Origin of the sequence: Chlorogloeopsis sp. ULAP02 (genome assembly GCF_038404745.2) — a bacterium.
Classification (GTDB): domain Bacteria; phylum Cyanobacteriota; class Cyanobacteriia; order Cyanobacteriales; family Nostocaceae; genus Chlorogloeopsis.
The window spans coordinates 1-15125 of sequence record NZ_JAYKTT020000051.1 but is presented as its reverse complement, the minus strand read 5'-3'; the positions used below and the strand labels follow the sequence as shown (position 1 = coordinate 15125).

The window sequence follows — 15125 nt, the reverse complement described above, 5'->3', positions numbered from 1 at the left end:
TATAACAGGGGTAAGGGCAATGTTTGCAAAAGTTTTTTTCAGTATCGGTTTATTGCTAGCGATCGCTTTACTCATTCTGGTAATTTTGCAACTCAGAAATGAACAAGAAGTTAACAGAATTTGGCGATTGCTCTTAACTGCACCCGCAGAAACTCGTTTTACTGAGGGCATGATTGCAGAATTACCTCCTCCCGCCAGGCGCTACTTTTTCCATGCCATTGCCCCAGGCACTCCCCTTGCCACTTCTGTAAGCTTGGAAATGAGCGGCAGTTTTAGGATGGAACGGGATAAACCCTGGATACCAATGCGAGCTCAAGAAATTATCTCAGCCAAAGGATTTGTTTGGAAAGCAGCGATCGGTCATGGTTTATTTCAATTTATCGGGGCAGATTATTATGCCAACAAATCGGGACGAATGCAATTCTCCCTTGGGGGGCTAATTCCGTTAGTCAATGCCCACAATCCTGATGTTAAGCGCTCCAGTATTGGACGATTCGCTGGAGAATTACTCTGGCTGCCCTCTGTCTTATTGCCTCAACACGGTGTCAGTTGGCAAGCAATTGATGAGAGGACAATCCAAGCTAGTCTGAAAATTGATGGTGAACCTGTAACACTCACATTAGTTATAGATTCTGAAGGCAAAGTACAGAAGATTTCTTTCCCGCGTTGGGGAGAACACACAGATGATGGTAGTTTCACATACATCCCCTTTGGAGGAGAAGTACAGCAAGAACAAACATTCGCAGGATTTACAATACCTTCTCAAATAAGCTTAGGTTGGTGGTTTGGTACAGACAGTTACTTAGAATTCTTCCGTGGCAAGATTGAGCGGGCAGAGTTTTTTAAGGAGGCAGAAGACAGAGGGCAAGAGGTAGAAGGGAGCTCACCCTTAAAACAATAGGATTGCAACAGCGTTTTTCAGTTTGAGTAAATAGCAATGACAGTAAAAACTTTAACAATTGATGACCAATTAATCAGCGCTCGTGAGGATGAAACTCTACTTGAAGCAGCACAAAATTCAGGAATTCATATTCCTACACTGTGCTATTTAGAAGGAGTTACGGAAGTTGGAGCTTGTCGCCTTTGCTTAGTAGAAATTGCTGATAGCAGTAAATTACAACCTGCTTGTGTCACAAAAGTTGCTGAAGGCATGGAAGTCAAGACTAAAAGTGATCGGCTACAGAAATATCGCCGCACCATTGTAGAAATGCTGTTTGCAGAAGGTAATCACATTTGCTCGGTGTGCGTGGCAAATGGCAATTGCGAATTGCAAGACTTAGCGATTGAAATGGGTATGGATCATGTGCGCTTAGAATACCACTTCAGCGATCGCAAAGTTGATGTTTCCCACAATCGCTTTGGTGTTGATCATAACCGTTGTGTCCTTTGTACACGCTGTATCCGTGTTTGTGACGAAATCGAAGGCGCTCATACCTGGGATATGGCAGGTAGAGGTACAAATTCTCACGTAATTACCGACTTGAATCAACCTTGGGGAACCTCACAAACTTGTACTTCCTGCGGCAAATGCGTTAATGCTTGTCCTACAGGTGCAATTTTCTCCAAAGGTTCGAGTGTAGGCGAAATGAAACATGATCGCGCCAAACTCGACTTTCTTGTCACCGCAAGAGAAAAACAGCAATGGAACTTTTAAGTATAAGGCAGAAGGAAAGTTTTTTAAATTCTTAATCCAAAATCCTATGACTCGTTTGAAATTAGCAACAGTATGGCTCGGTGGTTGTTCTGGCTGTCATATGTCCTTTCTCGATTTAGACGAATGGCTATTTGAATTGGCAGCACAGGTAGATTTAGTTTACAGTCCGTTCATGGATATTAAAAAATATCCACAAGGAGTAGATGTGGTGTTAGTAGAGGGAGCGATCGCCAACGAAGAACATCTAGAAACGATCCAGACTGTAAGAGAGCGATCGCGCCTGCTTGTTTCCTTTGGCGATTGTGCTGTCACTGGCAATGTTACTGCTTTACGTAATCCTTTAGGCAGTGCCGAACCCGTTCTACAACGTTGTTACATTGAAACCGCAGATATCCACGGGCAGATTCCTCAAGAGCCTGGCATTGTGCCGCAGTTACTAGATCGAGTTACTCCAGTTCATGCAGCAGTACCAGTTGATATTTATCTACCAGGTTGCCCGCCCTCAGCCACTCGAATTCAAGCAGTATTAGAGTCACTCTTACGCGGAGAAATTCCACAATTAGAAGGACGTGAGTTCATTAAATTTGGTTAAATCTTTCTCTTTGAGGAGGAAGTTGAGAACCTGTCTTGAAAATAGGGGACAGGGGACAGGGTACAGGGAAAGAGATTTTCATCACCTTGTTGTGGGCTATTTTTCCGTGATTGACTGACTTGAAAATAGGGGATAGGGACGACTAGAGGCTAGGAACTAGAGAAAAGAGGTATTCACCGATTTGTTATGCGATCAAATCACATGGATGTCTGTCTTGAAAAAGGAATGGGAGAGCGATTATGACAATTAATTATCGAGAAAAAATTATTGCTCTTTGGGTAACTTTTTTGCTAGGAACACTGTTTCACACCCAACTGGGATTGATGCCACTTTTCCACGGTTTACCTATTGTTGAATCTCATAAATCCACAAATATTAATGATATTTCTGGAATTATGTGGTTAATGCTAGGCTTTTTTGTATTACCAATGCTAGCAATCACTACTGCTGCTTTTGCTGATTCAAAACGTTATCGAGTAATTCATTTTGGCTTAACAGTATTCTATAGCGCCATGAATTTATTGCACGTTATTTTGGATTTATTTGTTCAGCCAATTATCTGGTATCAAATTACCTTAATGTTACTTTTGTTTCTGCTTGGCTTGTTATTAAATCTAGTTGCCTTTCAATGGATGAAGCTGCCAAATAATTGCAATAAAGGGCAAGAAATATTTATTTAAACTCATTCTTAGTTTTCACGTAAATTTTCTACTTCAGCTTGCTTTCTGAATTGATAAATTTCTTCTAATTAAACTATCGCAAGTCTACATCACTTATCAACAAAAACATTTGTTACCTCATCGTTAATTGCTTTTAAACATTAGCTCAGTAGCCTTCACGAATTGCCTACACCAATACAAATAAAAAACTTTTGCCCTCCTTCTACTTATGAGCACCCTTTACTTCTCAAATTTACAAAGATAGGGAGATTGACTATGCTGAAAGCCGCAGACATTATGACTAAAGATGTTGCCACAATTCGCAGTGCAGCAACGGTTGCTGAAGCTGTTAGACTTATGAGGGCTAGAAACTGGAAAGCATTAATTGTGGATCGTCGCCACCAACAGGATGCTTATGGCATTGTTAGCGAGAGTGATATTGTCTATAAAGTAATTGCTTATGGCAAAGATCCAAATAGAGTGCGTGTTTACGAGATAATGACCAAACCTTGTATCGTTGTCAACCCCGATCTAGGTTTAGAATACGTAGCGCGCTTATTTGCTGATCATCATATCCAGAGAGCACCTGTAATTCAGAATGAACTACTAGGTATAGTTTCACTAGCTGATATTCTGGCAAATAGTACTTTTCTTGAGCAACCCCGAACAATTCTGCTTGAGCAACAACTCCAAGACGAAATTAGAAAAGCTCGCGAAGTTTGCACTCAAAAAGGTATTCGCTCGGAAGAATGTGCTGCGGCTTGGGATGTTATTGAGGAATTACAAGCCGAAATCGCTCATCAACGAGCAGAAAAACTAGATAGAACAGCTTTTGAAGAATATTGCGATGAATATCCAGAGGCAAAACAAATCTATGACTGCTGGTGCAGTGGGTAAGCTCCTCAATAAATTACATCAGTAGGAGTAATAAGAGGGAATATTCTAGCAAGCGATTTTGAGATTAAAACCTAATAAGTAGCCTGAGTTCGGGTTAAGCTCTTGGAGATAAAAGCCACTCCATCTGAAGGCTGGCTTTCTTAGGTTGAAAGCACCTTGGCTACTGTCAACTAAGTTGCTGTCTTGTCAAAGATGGAAATATTGTCTAGTGAATCACACATTAAATCCGAAACTGAAGATAGTTGGATTGTAGGTAACAACTACAAAGCAACACACACTTCTCTGAAGAGAGAATAAACAAGTATGATTCACCATATTTCAATTGCAGTTCAAAATCCTCAACACGTCGCTCATGTGTTAGCAGAAATTTTGCACGGTAAAGCCCTTCCTTTTCCTCCCGTTCTCGATAGTTACATGGTACTCGTAGGAGATGAATTCGGTTCATTAATTGAACTTTACCCCTTGGGTGCGGAACTCATCCCAGATGCATGGCAAGGACAAGCAGGATGCCAAATTAATGAGCATCCTTCTCATTACACACCCGTTCATGCAGCAATTTCTGTTCCTAGCAGCTTAGAGGAAATTGAACAAATTGGCGCGCGGGAAGGATGGCGAGTATTGCCGTGTAACCGTGAGGGCATATTCGATGTTATCGAATTTTGGGTTGAAAACCGCCTGATGCTGGAATTTCTGACTCCTGCGATCGCGCCTAAGTATCTCAATGCCTTCAGCCCAGAGCAATTAGAACTGTTTGCAGAGCAATTTGCTATGGCATATGTACGTAAATAATGCAGATCAATAACTTAGTTAAGCGGTAGATGCTTTATTTTGTGCCTACCGCTCTCAATCGTTCTTCTATACAAACTTTTTTAGTCTTGCCCTAATACATTCTTAGGATTTATGCAAAATCTCTCTCAAATCCTCTTGAATCTATGCCCTCAGCGTTGCGCCAGTTGCTACAAGTCTCTTAACCCGCAAGGGCGCACTGGCTTCTGTGCGGTTTATGATTCCATAACTTGTGCCTAAGTTCTGATTATAAAACTCTCCTGTTAGTTAAAATGAGATTATGATCTGTAGGGGCATCCAATCGCTAGAAATAGAGTCTGCTAAAAATTTCTTTTAGAAGCAGATCCAGTCAGCTTCCTGTGGTGTTTTCACTCCAATTAAGTCTTGAATGGAACTGATTGAGTTCATATGATCGGCTTCATCTGTATTGACTCACTGCCTAAAACTTGAGGAATCTAACTGCAAAAATCCGTGCTGACTCTGCATCAAACCTGCACGGCAGACTAGTCAAAATTTATTCTAAACAAGACTCTAATCTGGGTTGCTTTTTAGTAATCTCACTCATTGCCAGAGGAAACTTATACTACGGCTAATCGATTACTTTTTTGTCTTTTGCGAAGTATGAACTTTTTTCTGATTAGTAAATGTGATAGCATCCCACTAATCACCTAAAATCTATAAAACTATCGGTTTACCGTAGATTTATAAATAATTCCCTGTGAAGAAACGGGTTTAGGTTCCAAGATCTATATCCAAAAAATGGTATTTACCTGAATAGATCCGATTTCAACGTCATGGGGAACTTCCGAAAACTGTAGCCTTGCCAAAAATCATCATTTGAGTTGAGTATGCTGCTAACTGATTTGCGAACAATTTACGAGCGCGATCCTGCTGCCCGTAACTGGGTGGAAGTCTTATTCTGCTACCCTGGACTTCAAGCCCTGATGTTCCATCGAATAGCACATTGGCTGTACAAAAGGGAAATACCTTTTATCCCGCGCTTGATTTCTCAGATCAGTCGGTTTTTCACTGGCATCGAAATTCACCCAGGAGCAAAAATTGGCAAGGGTGTATTTATCGATCATGGGATGGGAGTGGTGATTGGGGAAACGGCGATTGTGGGCGATCGCGCTTTGATCTATCAAGGTGTCACCTTAGGCGGCACAGGAAAAGAAAACGGCAAACGTCACCCCACTCTAGGTAGCAACGTAGTTGTGGGAGCAGGTGCAAAGGTATTGGGCAATATTCAAATTGGGGATAACGTCCGTATCGGGGCGGGTTCTGTGGTGCTGCGCGATGTACCCAGCAATACTACTGTAGTTGGAATTCCCGGACGTATCACTCGTCAAGACAAATTAAAAGCCGATGTTTTGGCTCACAACCAGCTGCGTGATGTAGAAGCGGAAGCGATCCGAGCTTTATTTGAGCGGGTAAAGGAACTAGAAAAACAAATGGAGCAGTTGGAAACTAACTTACATCTGTCTACTACTGATGTATGTGTAGGCAACGAAGTTAAATCCGACAGTGATTTAGTAATTGAAGAGTTTCTAGATGGAGCAGGAATTTAGAGGGGATAGGGATTGAGTAATGGTGACTGGGGATCGGGAATTTATAGAATACTGAACAGCTGATTAATTTTCCTCTTAGGATGCCCAACAACTTTTTTCAGGAAAGTTTCTGTGTTGCCAATGTTGGTAAATTTTGGCTGAGGCTCTGACAAACAAAGCTGAAGAATTATTAGTTGGGGCTGGTTCTATTTCTTTAACTTCACCGCTAAGTTTATTCAATTCTAGACGACCAAGTTTTTCTTCACTAGATCCAAAGTAGTAAACTACTTTTTTATCATCTTCACTATCTTTCAAAAGAACCACATAAAAAGCCATACCTGATTGTATTCCCTGATAAGGTTTTTGTCGCCAATTTTACTGAAAATATAGCAACACCCGTTGGAGCGATCGCTACTCATGCCAGTAATTCTGCCTGAAATATGAGTATGTAAACACCTTAAGGAAGATGTGGGATATCCAGCAAATTTAGTATTTATTAACTCTGGAGGCAATAAACATCCTGCTTATAGAGAGGAAGTAATGAAATTGAAAGTGATTTGGGGGTTGTTCCAAGAAACATTTAGTGAATGGCAGAAAGATAAAGCGTCGCGGTTAGCCGCAGCGTTATCTTATTACACTATTTTTTCCATTGCCCCATTACTGATTATTGTCATTGCGGTAGCTGGTGCAGTATTTGGAGAAGCAGCAGCAACTAATGCAATTTTTAACCAACTTCAAGGTTTAATTGGGCCGGAAGGTGCTAAAGTTATCCAAAATGCAATTGATAATGCTAATCGACCTCAAGCAGGAACTATCGCCTCACTCATCAGTATTGTTGTTCTATTATTTGGTGCGACAGGTCTATTTACCGAGTTACAAGATGCCCTAAATACGATTTGGGAAGTGCAGCCAAAACCAGGAAAGGCGATGAAAAATATGGTTCGCCAGCGCTTTTTATCGTTCGCGATGGTATTGGCTATTGGCTTTTTACTCTTGGTATCCTTGGTAGTTAGTACGGTATTGGCAGCGATAATTGGTTACTTTCAAAACTTACTACCAGGTGTTGATTTCCTCTGGCAGATTGTCAACTTCATCATCAGTTTTGCTATTACCACAGTGCTATTCGGACTGATTTTCAAAGTCTTGCCAGATGTCAAAATTACTTGGAAAGATGTTTTAATAGGAGCTGCGATTACCTCACTATTGTTCTCCTTGGGCAGGTATGCACTGGGACATTATTTGGGTAATGCTACTTTTGGCTCTACCTATGGTGCTGCTGGTTCGATAGTAGTGATTCTAGTTTGGGTTAACTATGCCGCCCAAATCTTGTTTTTTGGTGCAGAATTTACCCAGGTTTACTCACGAAGGTATGGTTCTCGTATTGTTCCGGCTGATTATGCGGTTCCTATCAGTGAGAGCGATCGCAACCAACAAGGTTTAAAACCTAAAAATCAAAAATCCAGTACTAAAAAATCTGACTCTAACTGGGTAAGCACTCTCTTTTCGCGTTTTCCCCATTCCAAACGCTTAAAAAGGATGAGAAAAAATCGTTAACTTCACAACCACTAACTGTACAATATGACGGTTGTAATCTGTGGCGGACTGTGATTGAGCGTTATACCTTGCCCGAAATGGGCAATCTTTGGACGGAAGCATATAAATTCAAAACCTGGTTAGAAGTAGAAATTGCCGTTTGTGAGGCGCAGGCGGAATTAGGTTACATTCCAGCCGAGGCGGTTGAAGAAATCAAGGCAAAGGCAAATTTCGATCCGCAAAGGGTACTGGAAATTGAAGCTGAAGTCCGCCACGATGTGATTGCCTTTTTGACAAATGTTAACGAATATGTGGGTGAGGCTGGGCGCTATATTCACCTGGGTTTAACCAGTTCAGATGTCTTAGATACAGCTTTGGCACTGCAACTAGTCAGCAGTTTAGATATATTGTTGCAACGCCTGCAAGATTTGATTGATGCAATCCGTCAAAAGGCAAAGGAACATCGCTACACGGTGATGATTGGACGTTCACACGGCATCCATGCCGAGCCAATCACTTTTGGCTTTAAGTTAGCTGGGTGGTTAGCAGAAGTATTGCGTCACCAAGAACGCTTGCAAATTCTACGCAAAACCATTGCTGTTGGCAAAATTTCTGGTGCGGTAGGGACTTATGCCAATATTGAGCCGCGTGTGGAAGCGATCGCCTGCGAAAAACTTGGACTCAAGCCCGATACGGCATCAACACAAGTAATTTCGCGCGATCTTCATGCCGACTTTGTCCAACAATTAGCTTTAGTTGCTGCTTCTATAGAACGTTTTGCTGTCGAAATCCGCAACCTCCAAAAAACTGATGTTTTAGAAGTTGAAGAATTCTTCGCTAAAGGACAAAAAGGTTCTTCAGCCATGCCGCACAAGCGCAACCCCATCCGTTCGGAACGCTTAACGGGCATGGCAAGAATTATTAGAAGCCATGCGATCGCTGCTTTGGAAAATGTCGCTCTCTGGCACGAACGGGATATTTCCCACAGTTCCGTCGAACGGGTAGTTTTACCTGATACTTGCATTTTGATGCACTTTATGGTTAAGGAAATAACTGAATTGGTGAAGAACCTGCTGGTTTATCCTGAGAACATGACGCGAAATATGAATGTCTATGGCGGTGTCGTGTTTAGCCAAAGAGTACTACTGACATTGGTTGAAAAGGGAATGACGCGTGAGGAAGCATATAAGATTGTGCAAGAAAATGCTCACCAAGCTTGGAACAAGCCAGATGGAAATTTCCATGATTTGATTAGCAAAGACTCACGTGTCACCACAAAACTTTCACCAGCAGAAATTGAAGCGTGTTTTGATCCACAGCATCATCTACAGCATTTAGAACAAATTTACCAAAGGCTGGAAATTTAGGAAGTTACCAAATTGTTACGCGGGAGTCTGGTTTCAAAACTCTGGAATAGCCAATCCAAAATTAGTAAAGTGGGGGAAGAACAAAAAATTTTCTTCCCCATCTTCGTCTTAGAATAACGAGCATTACTTAACCTTAAAAATACTGATGATTAATGTAAAACTTTATATAAAATTCAATTTGTTGATAAAAATTTAGCACACGAGGGTATGTTTACATCAACAAACCCTTAGTTATAGATTAGCGCTCTAGGTGAAATGATTGAACTCCTAGCCGCACTTTCTGCTTCAGCCGCCGCCGGAATCAGAATAGCTTTACCCTTACTCTTTATTGGACTATTACAGGGCGGCAATCTTTGGTCACAAGTGCCAATTTTATCTCATATTTCCTCACCCGTCTTACTAGGAATTCTAACTAGTTGGTCATTTTTTGAGCTATTTGCTTCCAAAAAATTAATTGGGCAACGAGTCTTACAAATCATACAACTGTTATTTTCCCCGCTTGTTGGAGCAATTATGGGAGTTGCCGTAGCTTCAGCAACTGCAACTCCCAGTTGGCTAATTGCCTTGATTGGGGGTATGCTCGCTTTAGTACTTCAACTTGTTCAAATTGGCTGGTTCTTTCGCTTACGAGGTTTACCTCTGTGGGCAACTTGTGTTCAAGATACACTGTGCATTGCATTAGTATTTTTTGCCTTTGATGCTCCCCGACAAGGAGGATTAATAGCTTTAATTATGCTGTGGTTCGCAGTCGGTAGTGGTAAATACTGGTATCGTTGCTATAAACGGCATTCTCAGCGGAGGAAGGGGTAGTTTTACGGAAGCTGAGGACAAGTTCTTGAACCAAAAATAAAATTGAAACTTTGCATCTGGGCGTGGCACTTCATGATACAACTTCTGCCATTACGCCAACTAAGCTAATGATCGCCTCAACGAGGTTAGCTGGATCAACTGGCTTTGGCATATGCTTTTGAAAGCCTGCTAACATTGCCTGCTGATAATCTATTTCCCCAGCATAAGCAGTCAGGGCGATTGCGGGTATCTGTCCACCCTGCTCGGTTGGTAAGGCTCTCAATTGCCGCATCAGCATATAACCATCCATGTCTGGCATCCCGATATCGCTCACCAGCACATCTGCTCTGTCCTGAGCTAAAGCAGCGAGGGCTTCGACAGCTGAGGCAACGGCGGTTACATTTGCCCCATACGTCTCCAATAAAAAGGCAATAAACTCCCGTGTATCGGCAGCATCATCGACTACTAAAACCTTAATACCCTGCAAATTAAGGAATGGCTCAGACGCTTGGCTGTGCGAATTAGTTTGGGGTAGATTCGGCATCAGCGGCAGTTTCACCGTAAAAGTTGCTCCCTGTCCTTCACCTGGACTCTCTACATCAACAGTGCCACCGTGGAGTTCGACTAAATGACGGACGATTGCCAACCCTAACCCCAATCCCCCAAATTTTCGAGTTGTCGCGCCATCTTCCTGGCGGAAATAGTCAAACACATAGGGAAGAAAGTCGGGGTGGATACCTTTGCCAGTGTCGGTAACTGTGATTTGGGCAAATTTATCATTAGTCATTTGTCCTTGGTTATTAGTCTTTGGTTGCCCATCTTCTACAAATGACGTAGACGCACTTTCCTCGGCTTCCCGTAGGGTATGACTAGTGACCAATGACAGCTTTACCTCAACTCGTCCTCCTTGGGGTGTAAACTTAATTGCGTTTGAGAGGAGATTCCAAATCACCTGCTGTAATCGGTTTGGATCGCCTGAAACTTCCCCGACATTAGGTTCAAACCTTGCTTGAATTTGAATGGACTTGGCTTCAGCCGCCAGTCGTACTGTTTCCATTGCGGCTTGAATTGTCGGCACCAGATCGACTGAAGAAACATTCAGGCTGAGTTTGCCTCGCAGAATCCGGGAGACATCGAGCAAGTCTTCAATCAGTTCAGCTTGCAACTTAGCATTACGCTCAATCGTTGCCAGAGCTTGTTTTGCCCTTGCCTTGTCTAGCTTGCCGCTTTGCAGTAGCTTTGACCAACCGAGGATGGGGTTGAGAGGCGATCGCAACTCGTGTGACAGCACGGCTAGAAATTCATCTTTAATCCGGTTGGCTTGTTGCAATTGCTCTGCTTGTTGCTGGATTGAAGCAATCAGGTTTGCCCGCTCCAGGGCGATCGCCACCTGCTCGCAGGTGGATTGCAATAGGTCAATTTCTTCTGGAGTAAAGTGAGTCCGGGTGAGGCTAGCAAAGGAAAGCGTTCCTAGTAACCGTCCCTGAGCCATCAACGGGTAACCAGCATAAGCGGTGATACCCATCGAGCAGACAAGCTGGGCATTGGGATGGGTGATGATTTGCACTTGATCGAGAATAAAAGGACGACGCTCTTGGGCTACCACGCCACAGAGATATTGACCGAATTCAATCCAGGCGATCGACTCAGCCGCCTCATCGGAGATGCCCCCATAGTTTCTCAGATGCAGCAGCGAGCGGTTATCTTTTGCTTCCACCATGTAGTTGTAGTAGGAATGCAACTCTAGCTGACTTGAGAGTTTGCTAAACAAGTTGTTCATCAACTGCATGGGCTGTTCGGTAGCGAGTAGATCGCGGGTTGTCTCATACAGCAGATGTAGCCGTTCATCTGCTCGTCTGCGATCGGTAATATCTGTTGATACACCAATCAGTCCGATCATGTTCCCCTGTTCATCCCGATAAGGCGATTTGGTCGAAAGAAAGGTGCGCGTCCCGTCTGGCAAGGCGACGGTTTCCTCAAACACTTGCACCTGTCCCGTTTGCATGACGCGGCGATCGTTCTCGACAATCTGCTGGGCCTCCTCTCGGCTGAGGAAATCCATCTCCGTTTTGCCGATAATTTCAGCTTCTGTCTTGCCAATGGCACGAAGGGTGGCTGGATTTGCCAGCAGCAGCCGTCCTTGCCGATCTTTGACGTAGATTAAAGTGGGGGTTGCCTGGTTGACGGTATTGAGGATTGCCATACTCTCCCGCAGGGCTGCCTCGGCTCGCCTCCGGTTTGTCACATCGGTGAACATGCCCAGGGCACCCATAATGTTTCCTTGCCCATCTCGAATCGGACTGGTGCCTGCTAACACCAGCACTTCGCTACCATCTTGGCGGCGGAACCGGAAATCGAATTGTTCACTCTTCCCTTGCAAATTGCAACCAATCCGCTCCTGAGCTGAGGCAATATCTTCGGGAAAGCAGAATTCCAGCACAGGGCGATCGAATATCTCCTTGGATGTACAGCCGAGTATCTCTGCCATGCGATCGTTAACGTAGAGTGTTTGTGCTTCGGTGCTAATCAACCAAACGCCTTCATTGGCGGTTTGTACAATGGTGCGAAATCTCTCCTCACTCTGGCGCAGGTTGTCTTCGTCTAGGACGCGCTGAGTAATATCCACAAATGCCCCTAACGCACCTCTCACTCTGCCCTGTTCATCCAATAACGGCGAGGCATAACAGAGCAGTTTGACTAGCGTACCGTCTGGATGTACCAGATCTACGACTTCATCCCGCACGGCTGTATTGTGGATGGCGGCATATTGCATGGGCAAGGCTTCAAGGGGGATTTCTTCACCGTCCCGGCATAAGCGATAAAGCGGGTGTTCATCAGCAAGGGCGCTATGAGAAGCGTTTGTGTTCACAGGCAGTCTGATCAGTTCAGACAGATGGAGATTGGCGCGAATCACTCTGCATTCTGGGTCTTCCGCGATCGCCACGCCAATGGGCAGTAAATCAAACAGCGTTTGCAGTTCGTTGAGGCGGTGAGTTAGTTGCTGGTTAAGCTGCTGAATTTCGGCTTCGATTTGTTTGCGATCGGTGATGTCCATCAAGACACCTCGTGTCGCCATCAGCATTCCATCGCCATTGTAGGCAAAATCACCTCTGGCTAAAATCCAACGAATGGTGCCATCTGCCCATTGCGTCCGGTATTCAATTTCAGTGTGGGGTTGACCTACTTGCAACTCACTGACAATTGTTTGAACGAACGGGCGATCGTCGGGATGCACTGCTTCCAGGAATACCTGCATCGACATTTCAGTATCGGCAGGTAAGCCAAACATGCTTTTTGCTTGGTCTGTCCAAGTCAGTGTGTCCTTTTCCGCGTCCCAATACCACATGCCCAGATTGGCACCTTCCGAAGCCAGCCGAAGCTGTTCTTCACTTTCTCGTAGCGCCTGCTCTGCTTGTTTGCGATCAGTGATGTCAACGGCAACCCCGTAAATCACCTGTTTTTCTGGACACGGCTGTGCCTTCCAGAGCAACCAACGGTAGGAGCCGTCTTTGTGGCGATAACGGTTCTCAAACGCAATCGTTTCGTGACCGGAAAACAGATTTGCGGCTTCTGAGAGGGAGGGGTTGATGTCGCCGGGGTGAACGAACTCAGTCCAGGGGCGGGATGTCATTTCCTCGGTTGTCCAGCCAAGGGTTTGCTTAAACGTTGGGCTAACCCATTGGAAATACCCATTGTTGCCCGTGATTACTTGCAAATCTGAACCAACCGCGAGAAACTGCTCCCGTTCCTGTTCCGCCTGCTTGCGTTCACTGATGTTGGTGAACAAAATGCCGAACTGATGGTTTTGGGCTGCCCCGATGCAAAAGGCATAGACATCGAACCAACGGTTCATCACAACCGACTGCTGTTCAAATCGAACCGCTTCACCCGTCTGCACCACTCTGCCATAAGTCTCAACCCAAAAAGCTTCGAGATTAGGAACCAGTTCTCGCGCCGTTTTACCTGTTGCTTGCTCCAGTCCCGTTAGCGTTGCAAACACCGAATTCACTTCCAGGAAGCGATAATCCTGCGGTTCCCCGTTCTCATCAAACAGCATTTCGCAAATGCAGAAGCCTTCATCAATCGACTCAAACAAGGTGCGGTATTTTGCTTCGGAGTCACGCAGGACAAGATTGGAGCGATCGCGCTCAAACGCAATGCTGGCAACTTTGGTGCCGAACTCGCTCAATTGGTGTTCCCACTCGGTTGGCAGCCGTGCCTGGTCAAAACAAAGCATTAGAGAACCGAGGGGCAGACCGTCTATGCCGAGCATCGGCTTGGAATGACACGCTAAAATACCGTGAGCCACGCATAAGTCTCGCCATTCTTGCGACCAGCGATCATCGTTGGCAATGTCGGCGCAGCTAATCGGCTGACCGCGATAGACTGCCTCGCCGCATGTACCGATACAGAGATCGTTAATCGGGGCATCCTTGAGTCCTTGTCCAAACGACGGTGCAAAGTCTGGGGTGATGGAGTTATTAAACGTCCGTCTCTGGGCATCGGTCAGCAGAAAGCAGGCACGGGCGCGGGGATTGAGCTTGGACACCGAGGCACAGACGGCTCTGAGGCATTCATCCAGCGGATGCCCAGATGCGATCAACTCCAGTACTCTGTTCTGCTCTACCAGTAGGAGTGCCGCCCGTTTGAGTTCGCGGTGTCCTTTGGCTTCCCGTAATGCTCGCTGGACGCAAGGCACCAGCCGCTCTAACCGTTGCTTGAACACATAATCTGTTGCTCCTTGTTTGAGCGCTTCGATCGCCAATTCCTCTCCCAAACTGCCAGAGACGAAAATAAATGGCACTTCAGGACGCAGGGTGCAGGCAATCTCCAGCGCAGAAATGCCATCAAAACCGGGTAGTGAGTAATCTGCTAAAATCAGGTCAAATTCGTCGGTTTCTAATGCTCTAACAAAATCAGCCTGAGTTTCCACTCGGAGCAGTTCAGACTCGATGCCGCCATCCATCAGTGTGGCTTCAACCATATCAGCATCCAATGGATTGTCTTCAAGCAAGAGAAATCGGAGTGACATCATTCCCCCTGATGGAATTTAGGTAACAAAAAGTAGAATGTTGCGCCACGATCGCTCCCTCTCTCTGCCCAAGTGCGTCCCCCGTGCCGATGAATGATGCGCCGGACATTGGCGAGTCCTACCCCCGTCCCTTCAAACTGCTTTTGGGAGTGCAAGCGTTGAAAAATACTGAACAGTTTATCGAGATATTTCATATCGAACCCAGCGCCATTATCTTGAACAGAGAAAATCACTTCATGCTCGCGATCAGTGCTGCCAATGGTAATTTC

13 protein-coding genes are annotated in these 15125 nt (G+C 44.8%); 10 read left to right on the top strand and 3 right to left on the bottom strand.

All coding sequences use genetic code 11. The annotated features are described in order from the left end of the window. Positions 1–19 precede the first annotated feature (19 nt). The 7 genes from U2718_RS17920 to cysE all read left to right on the top strand — a co-directional run bounded on the left by U2718_RS17920 (position 20) and on the right by cysE (position 6156). On the top strand, positions 20–901 hold the full coding sequence (locus U2718_RS17920) for a DUF6920 family protein (protein ID WP_342001878.1): 882 nt from the start codon (positions 20–22) through the stop codon (positions 899–901). Positions 902–937: 36 nt separating this feature from the next. After that, positions 938–1654: a bidirectional hydrogenase complex protein HoxU gene (gene hoxU, locus U2718_RS17915; protein ID WP_342001880.1), complete on the top strand. Its 717-nt coding sequence runs from the start codon at positions 938–940 to the stop codon at positions 1652–1654. 46 nt (positions 1655–1700) lie between these two features. Next, positions 1701–2246 (top strand): oxidoreductase, encoded by a 546-nt coding sequence (locus tag U2718_RS17910; protein ID WP_342001882.1) that lies wholly within the window; start codon positions 1701–1703, stop codon positions 2244–2246. Positions 2247–2485: 239 nt separating this feature from the next. Beyond that, positions 2486–2926 carry a hypothetical protein gene (locus U2718_RS17905; RefSeq protein ID WP_342001884.1) on the top strand — a complete coding sequence of 147 codons (441 nt, stop codon included), beginning with the start codon at positions 2486–2488 and terminating at the stop codon, positions 2924–2926. A gap of 255 nt (positions 2927–3181) precedes the next feature. Next, entirely contained in the window at positions 3182–3802 is a 621-nt protein-coding gene (locus U2718_RS17900) for a CP12 domain-containing protein (RefSeq protein WP_342001886.1), read from the top strand. 303 nt (positions 3803–4105) lie between these two features. Continuing rightward, positions 4106–4591 carry a hypothetical protein gene (locus U2718_RS17895; RefSeq protein WP_342001887.1) on the top strand — a complete coding sequence of 162 codons (486 nt, stop codon included), beginning with the start codon at positions 4106–4108 and terminating at the stop codon, positions 4589–4591. An 845-nt stretch (positions 4592–5436) separates the two neighbouring features. Beyond that, positions 5437–6156 carry a serine O-acetyltransferase gene (gene cysE / locus U2718_RS17890; protein ID WP_342001889.1) on the top strand — a complete coding sequence of 240 codons (720 nt, stop codon included), beginning with the start codon at positions 5437–5439 and terminating at the stop codon, positions 6154–6156. Between the two features lie 75 nt (positions 6157–6231). Here the strand turns inward: cysE and U2718_RS17885 are convergent, their stop codons facing one another. Beyond that, a complete protein-coding gene (locus U2718_RS17885; protein WP_342001891.1) occupies positions 6232–6471 on the bottom strand; it encodes a hypothetical protein in 240 nt (79 codons plus the stop codon). A 204-nt stretch (positions 6472–6675) separates the two neighbouring features. On the opposite strand from U2718_RS17885, the gene U2718_RS17880 reads away from it, so the two are divergent. The 3 genes from U2718_RS17880 (at position 6676) to U2718_RS17870 (ending at position 9845) form a co-directional block, all read left to right on the top strand. Beyond that, positions 6676–7689 (top strand): YihY/virulence factor BrkB family protein, encoded by a 1014-nt coding sequence (locus U2718_RS17880; protein ID WP_342001893.1) that lies wholly within the window; start codon positions 6676–6678, stop codon positions 7687–7689. 50 nt (positions 7690–7739) lie between these two features. Then, positions 7740–9035: an adenylosuccinate lyase gene (gene purB / locus U2718_RS17875; RefSeq protein ID WP_342001896.1), complete on the top strand. Its 1296-nt coding sequence runs from the start codon at positions 7740–7742 to the stop codon at positions 9033–9035. A gap of 255 nt (positions 9036–9290) precedes the next feature. Next, positions 9291–9845, top strand: a complete 555-nt coding sequence (locus U2718_RS17870) for a DUF4126 domain-containing protein (RefSeq protein WP_342001898.1) — start codon at positions 9291–9293, stop codon at positions 9843–9845. Positions 9846–9915: 70 nt separating this feature from the next. Here U2718_RS17870 and U2718_RS17865 read toward each other — a convergent pair whose 3' ends face one another. Then, positions 9916–14859 (bottom strand): PAS domain S-box protein, encoded by a 4944-nt coding sequence (locus U2718_RS17865; protein WP_342001900.1) that lies wholly within the window; start codon positions 14857–14859, stop codon positions 9916–9918. Next, positions 14856–15125, bottom strand: a 270-nt coding sequence (locus tag U2718_RS17860; RefSeq protein WP_411813322.1) for a sensor histidine kinase, incomplete at its 5' end; no start/stop codon positions are given. The genes U2718_RS17865 and U2718_RS17860, both read right to left, overlap by 4 nt.

Bases quoted from the DNA above. Each gene is read 5' to 3' on its own strand.
- U2718_RS17870 (WP_342001898.1), top strand. From the start codon at position 9,291: ATGATTGAACTCCTAGCCGCACTTTCTGCTTCAGCCGCCGCCGGAATC.
- cysE (WP_342001889.1), top strand. From the start codon at position 5,437: ATGCTGCTAACTGATTTGCGAACAATTTACGAGCGCGATCCTGCTGCC.
- hoxU (WP_342001880.1), top strand. From the start codon at position 938: ATGACAGTAAAAACTTTAACAATTGATGACCAATTAATCAGCGCTCGT.
- U2718_RS17910 (WP_342001882.1), top strand. From the start codon at position 1,701: ATGACTCGTTTGAAATTAGCAACAGTATGGCTCGGTGGTTGTTCTGGC.
- U2718_RS17905 (WP_342001884.1), top strand. From the start codon at position 2,486: ATGACAATTAATTATCGAGAAAAAATTATTGCTCTTTGGGTAACTTTT.
- U2718_RS17880 (WP_342001893.1), top strand. From the start codon at position 6,676: ATGAAATTGAAAGTGATTTGGGGGTTGTTCCAAGAAACATTTAGTGAA.
- U2718_RS17895 (WP_342001887.1), top strand. From the start codon at position 4,106: ATGATTCACCATATTTCAATTGCAGTTCAAAATCCTCAACACGTCGCT.
- U2718_RS17920 (WP_342001878.1), top strand. From the start codon at position 20: ATGTTTGCAAAAGTTTTTTTCAGTATCGGTTTATTGCTAGCGATCGCT.
- U2718_RS17900 (WP_342001886.1), top strand. From the start codon at position 3,182: ATGCTGAAAGCCGCAGACATTATGACTAAAGATGTTGCCACAATTCGC.
- U2718_RS17885 (WP_342001891.1), bottom strand. From the start codon at position 6,471: ATGGCTTTTTATGTGGTTCTTTTGAAAGATAGTGAAGATGATAAAAAA.
- U2718_RS17865 (WP_342001900.1), bottom strand. From the start codon at position 14,859: ATGATGTCACTCCGATTTCTCTTGCTTGAAGACAATCCATTGGATGCT.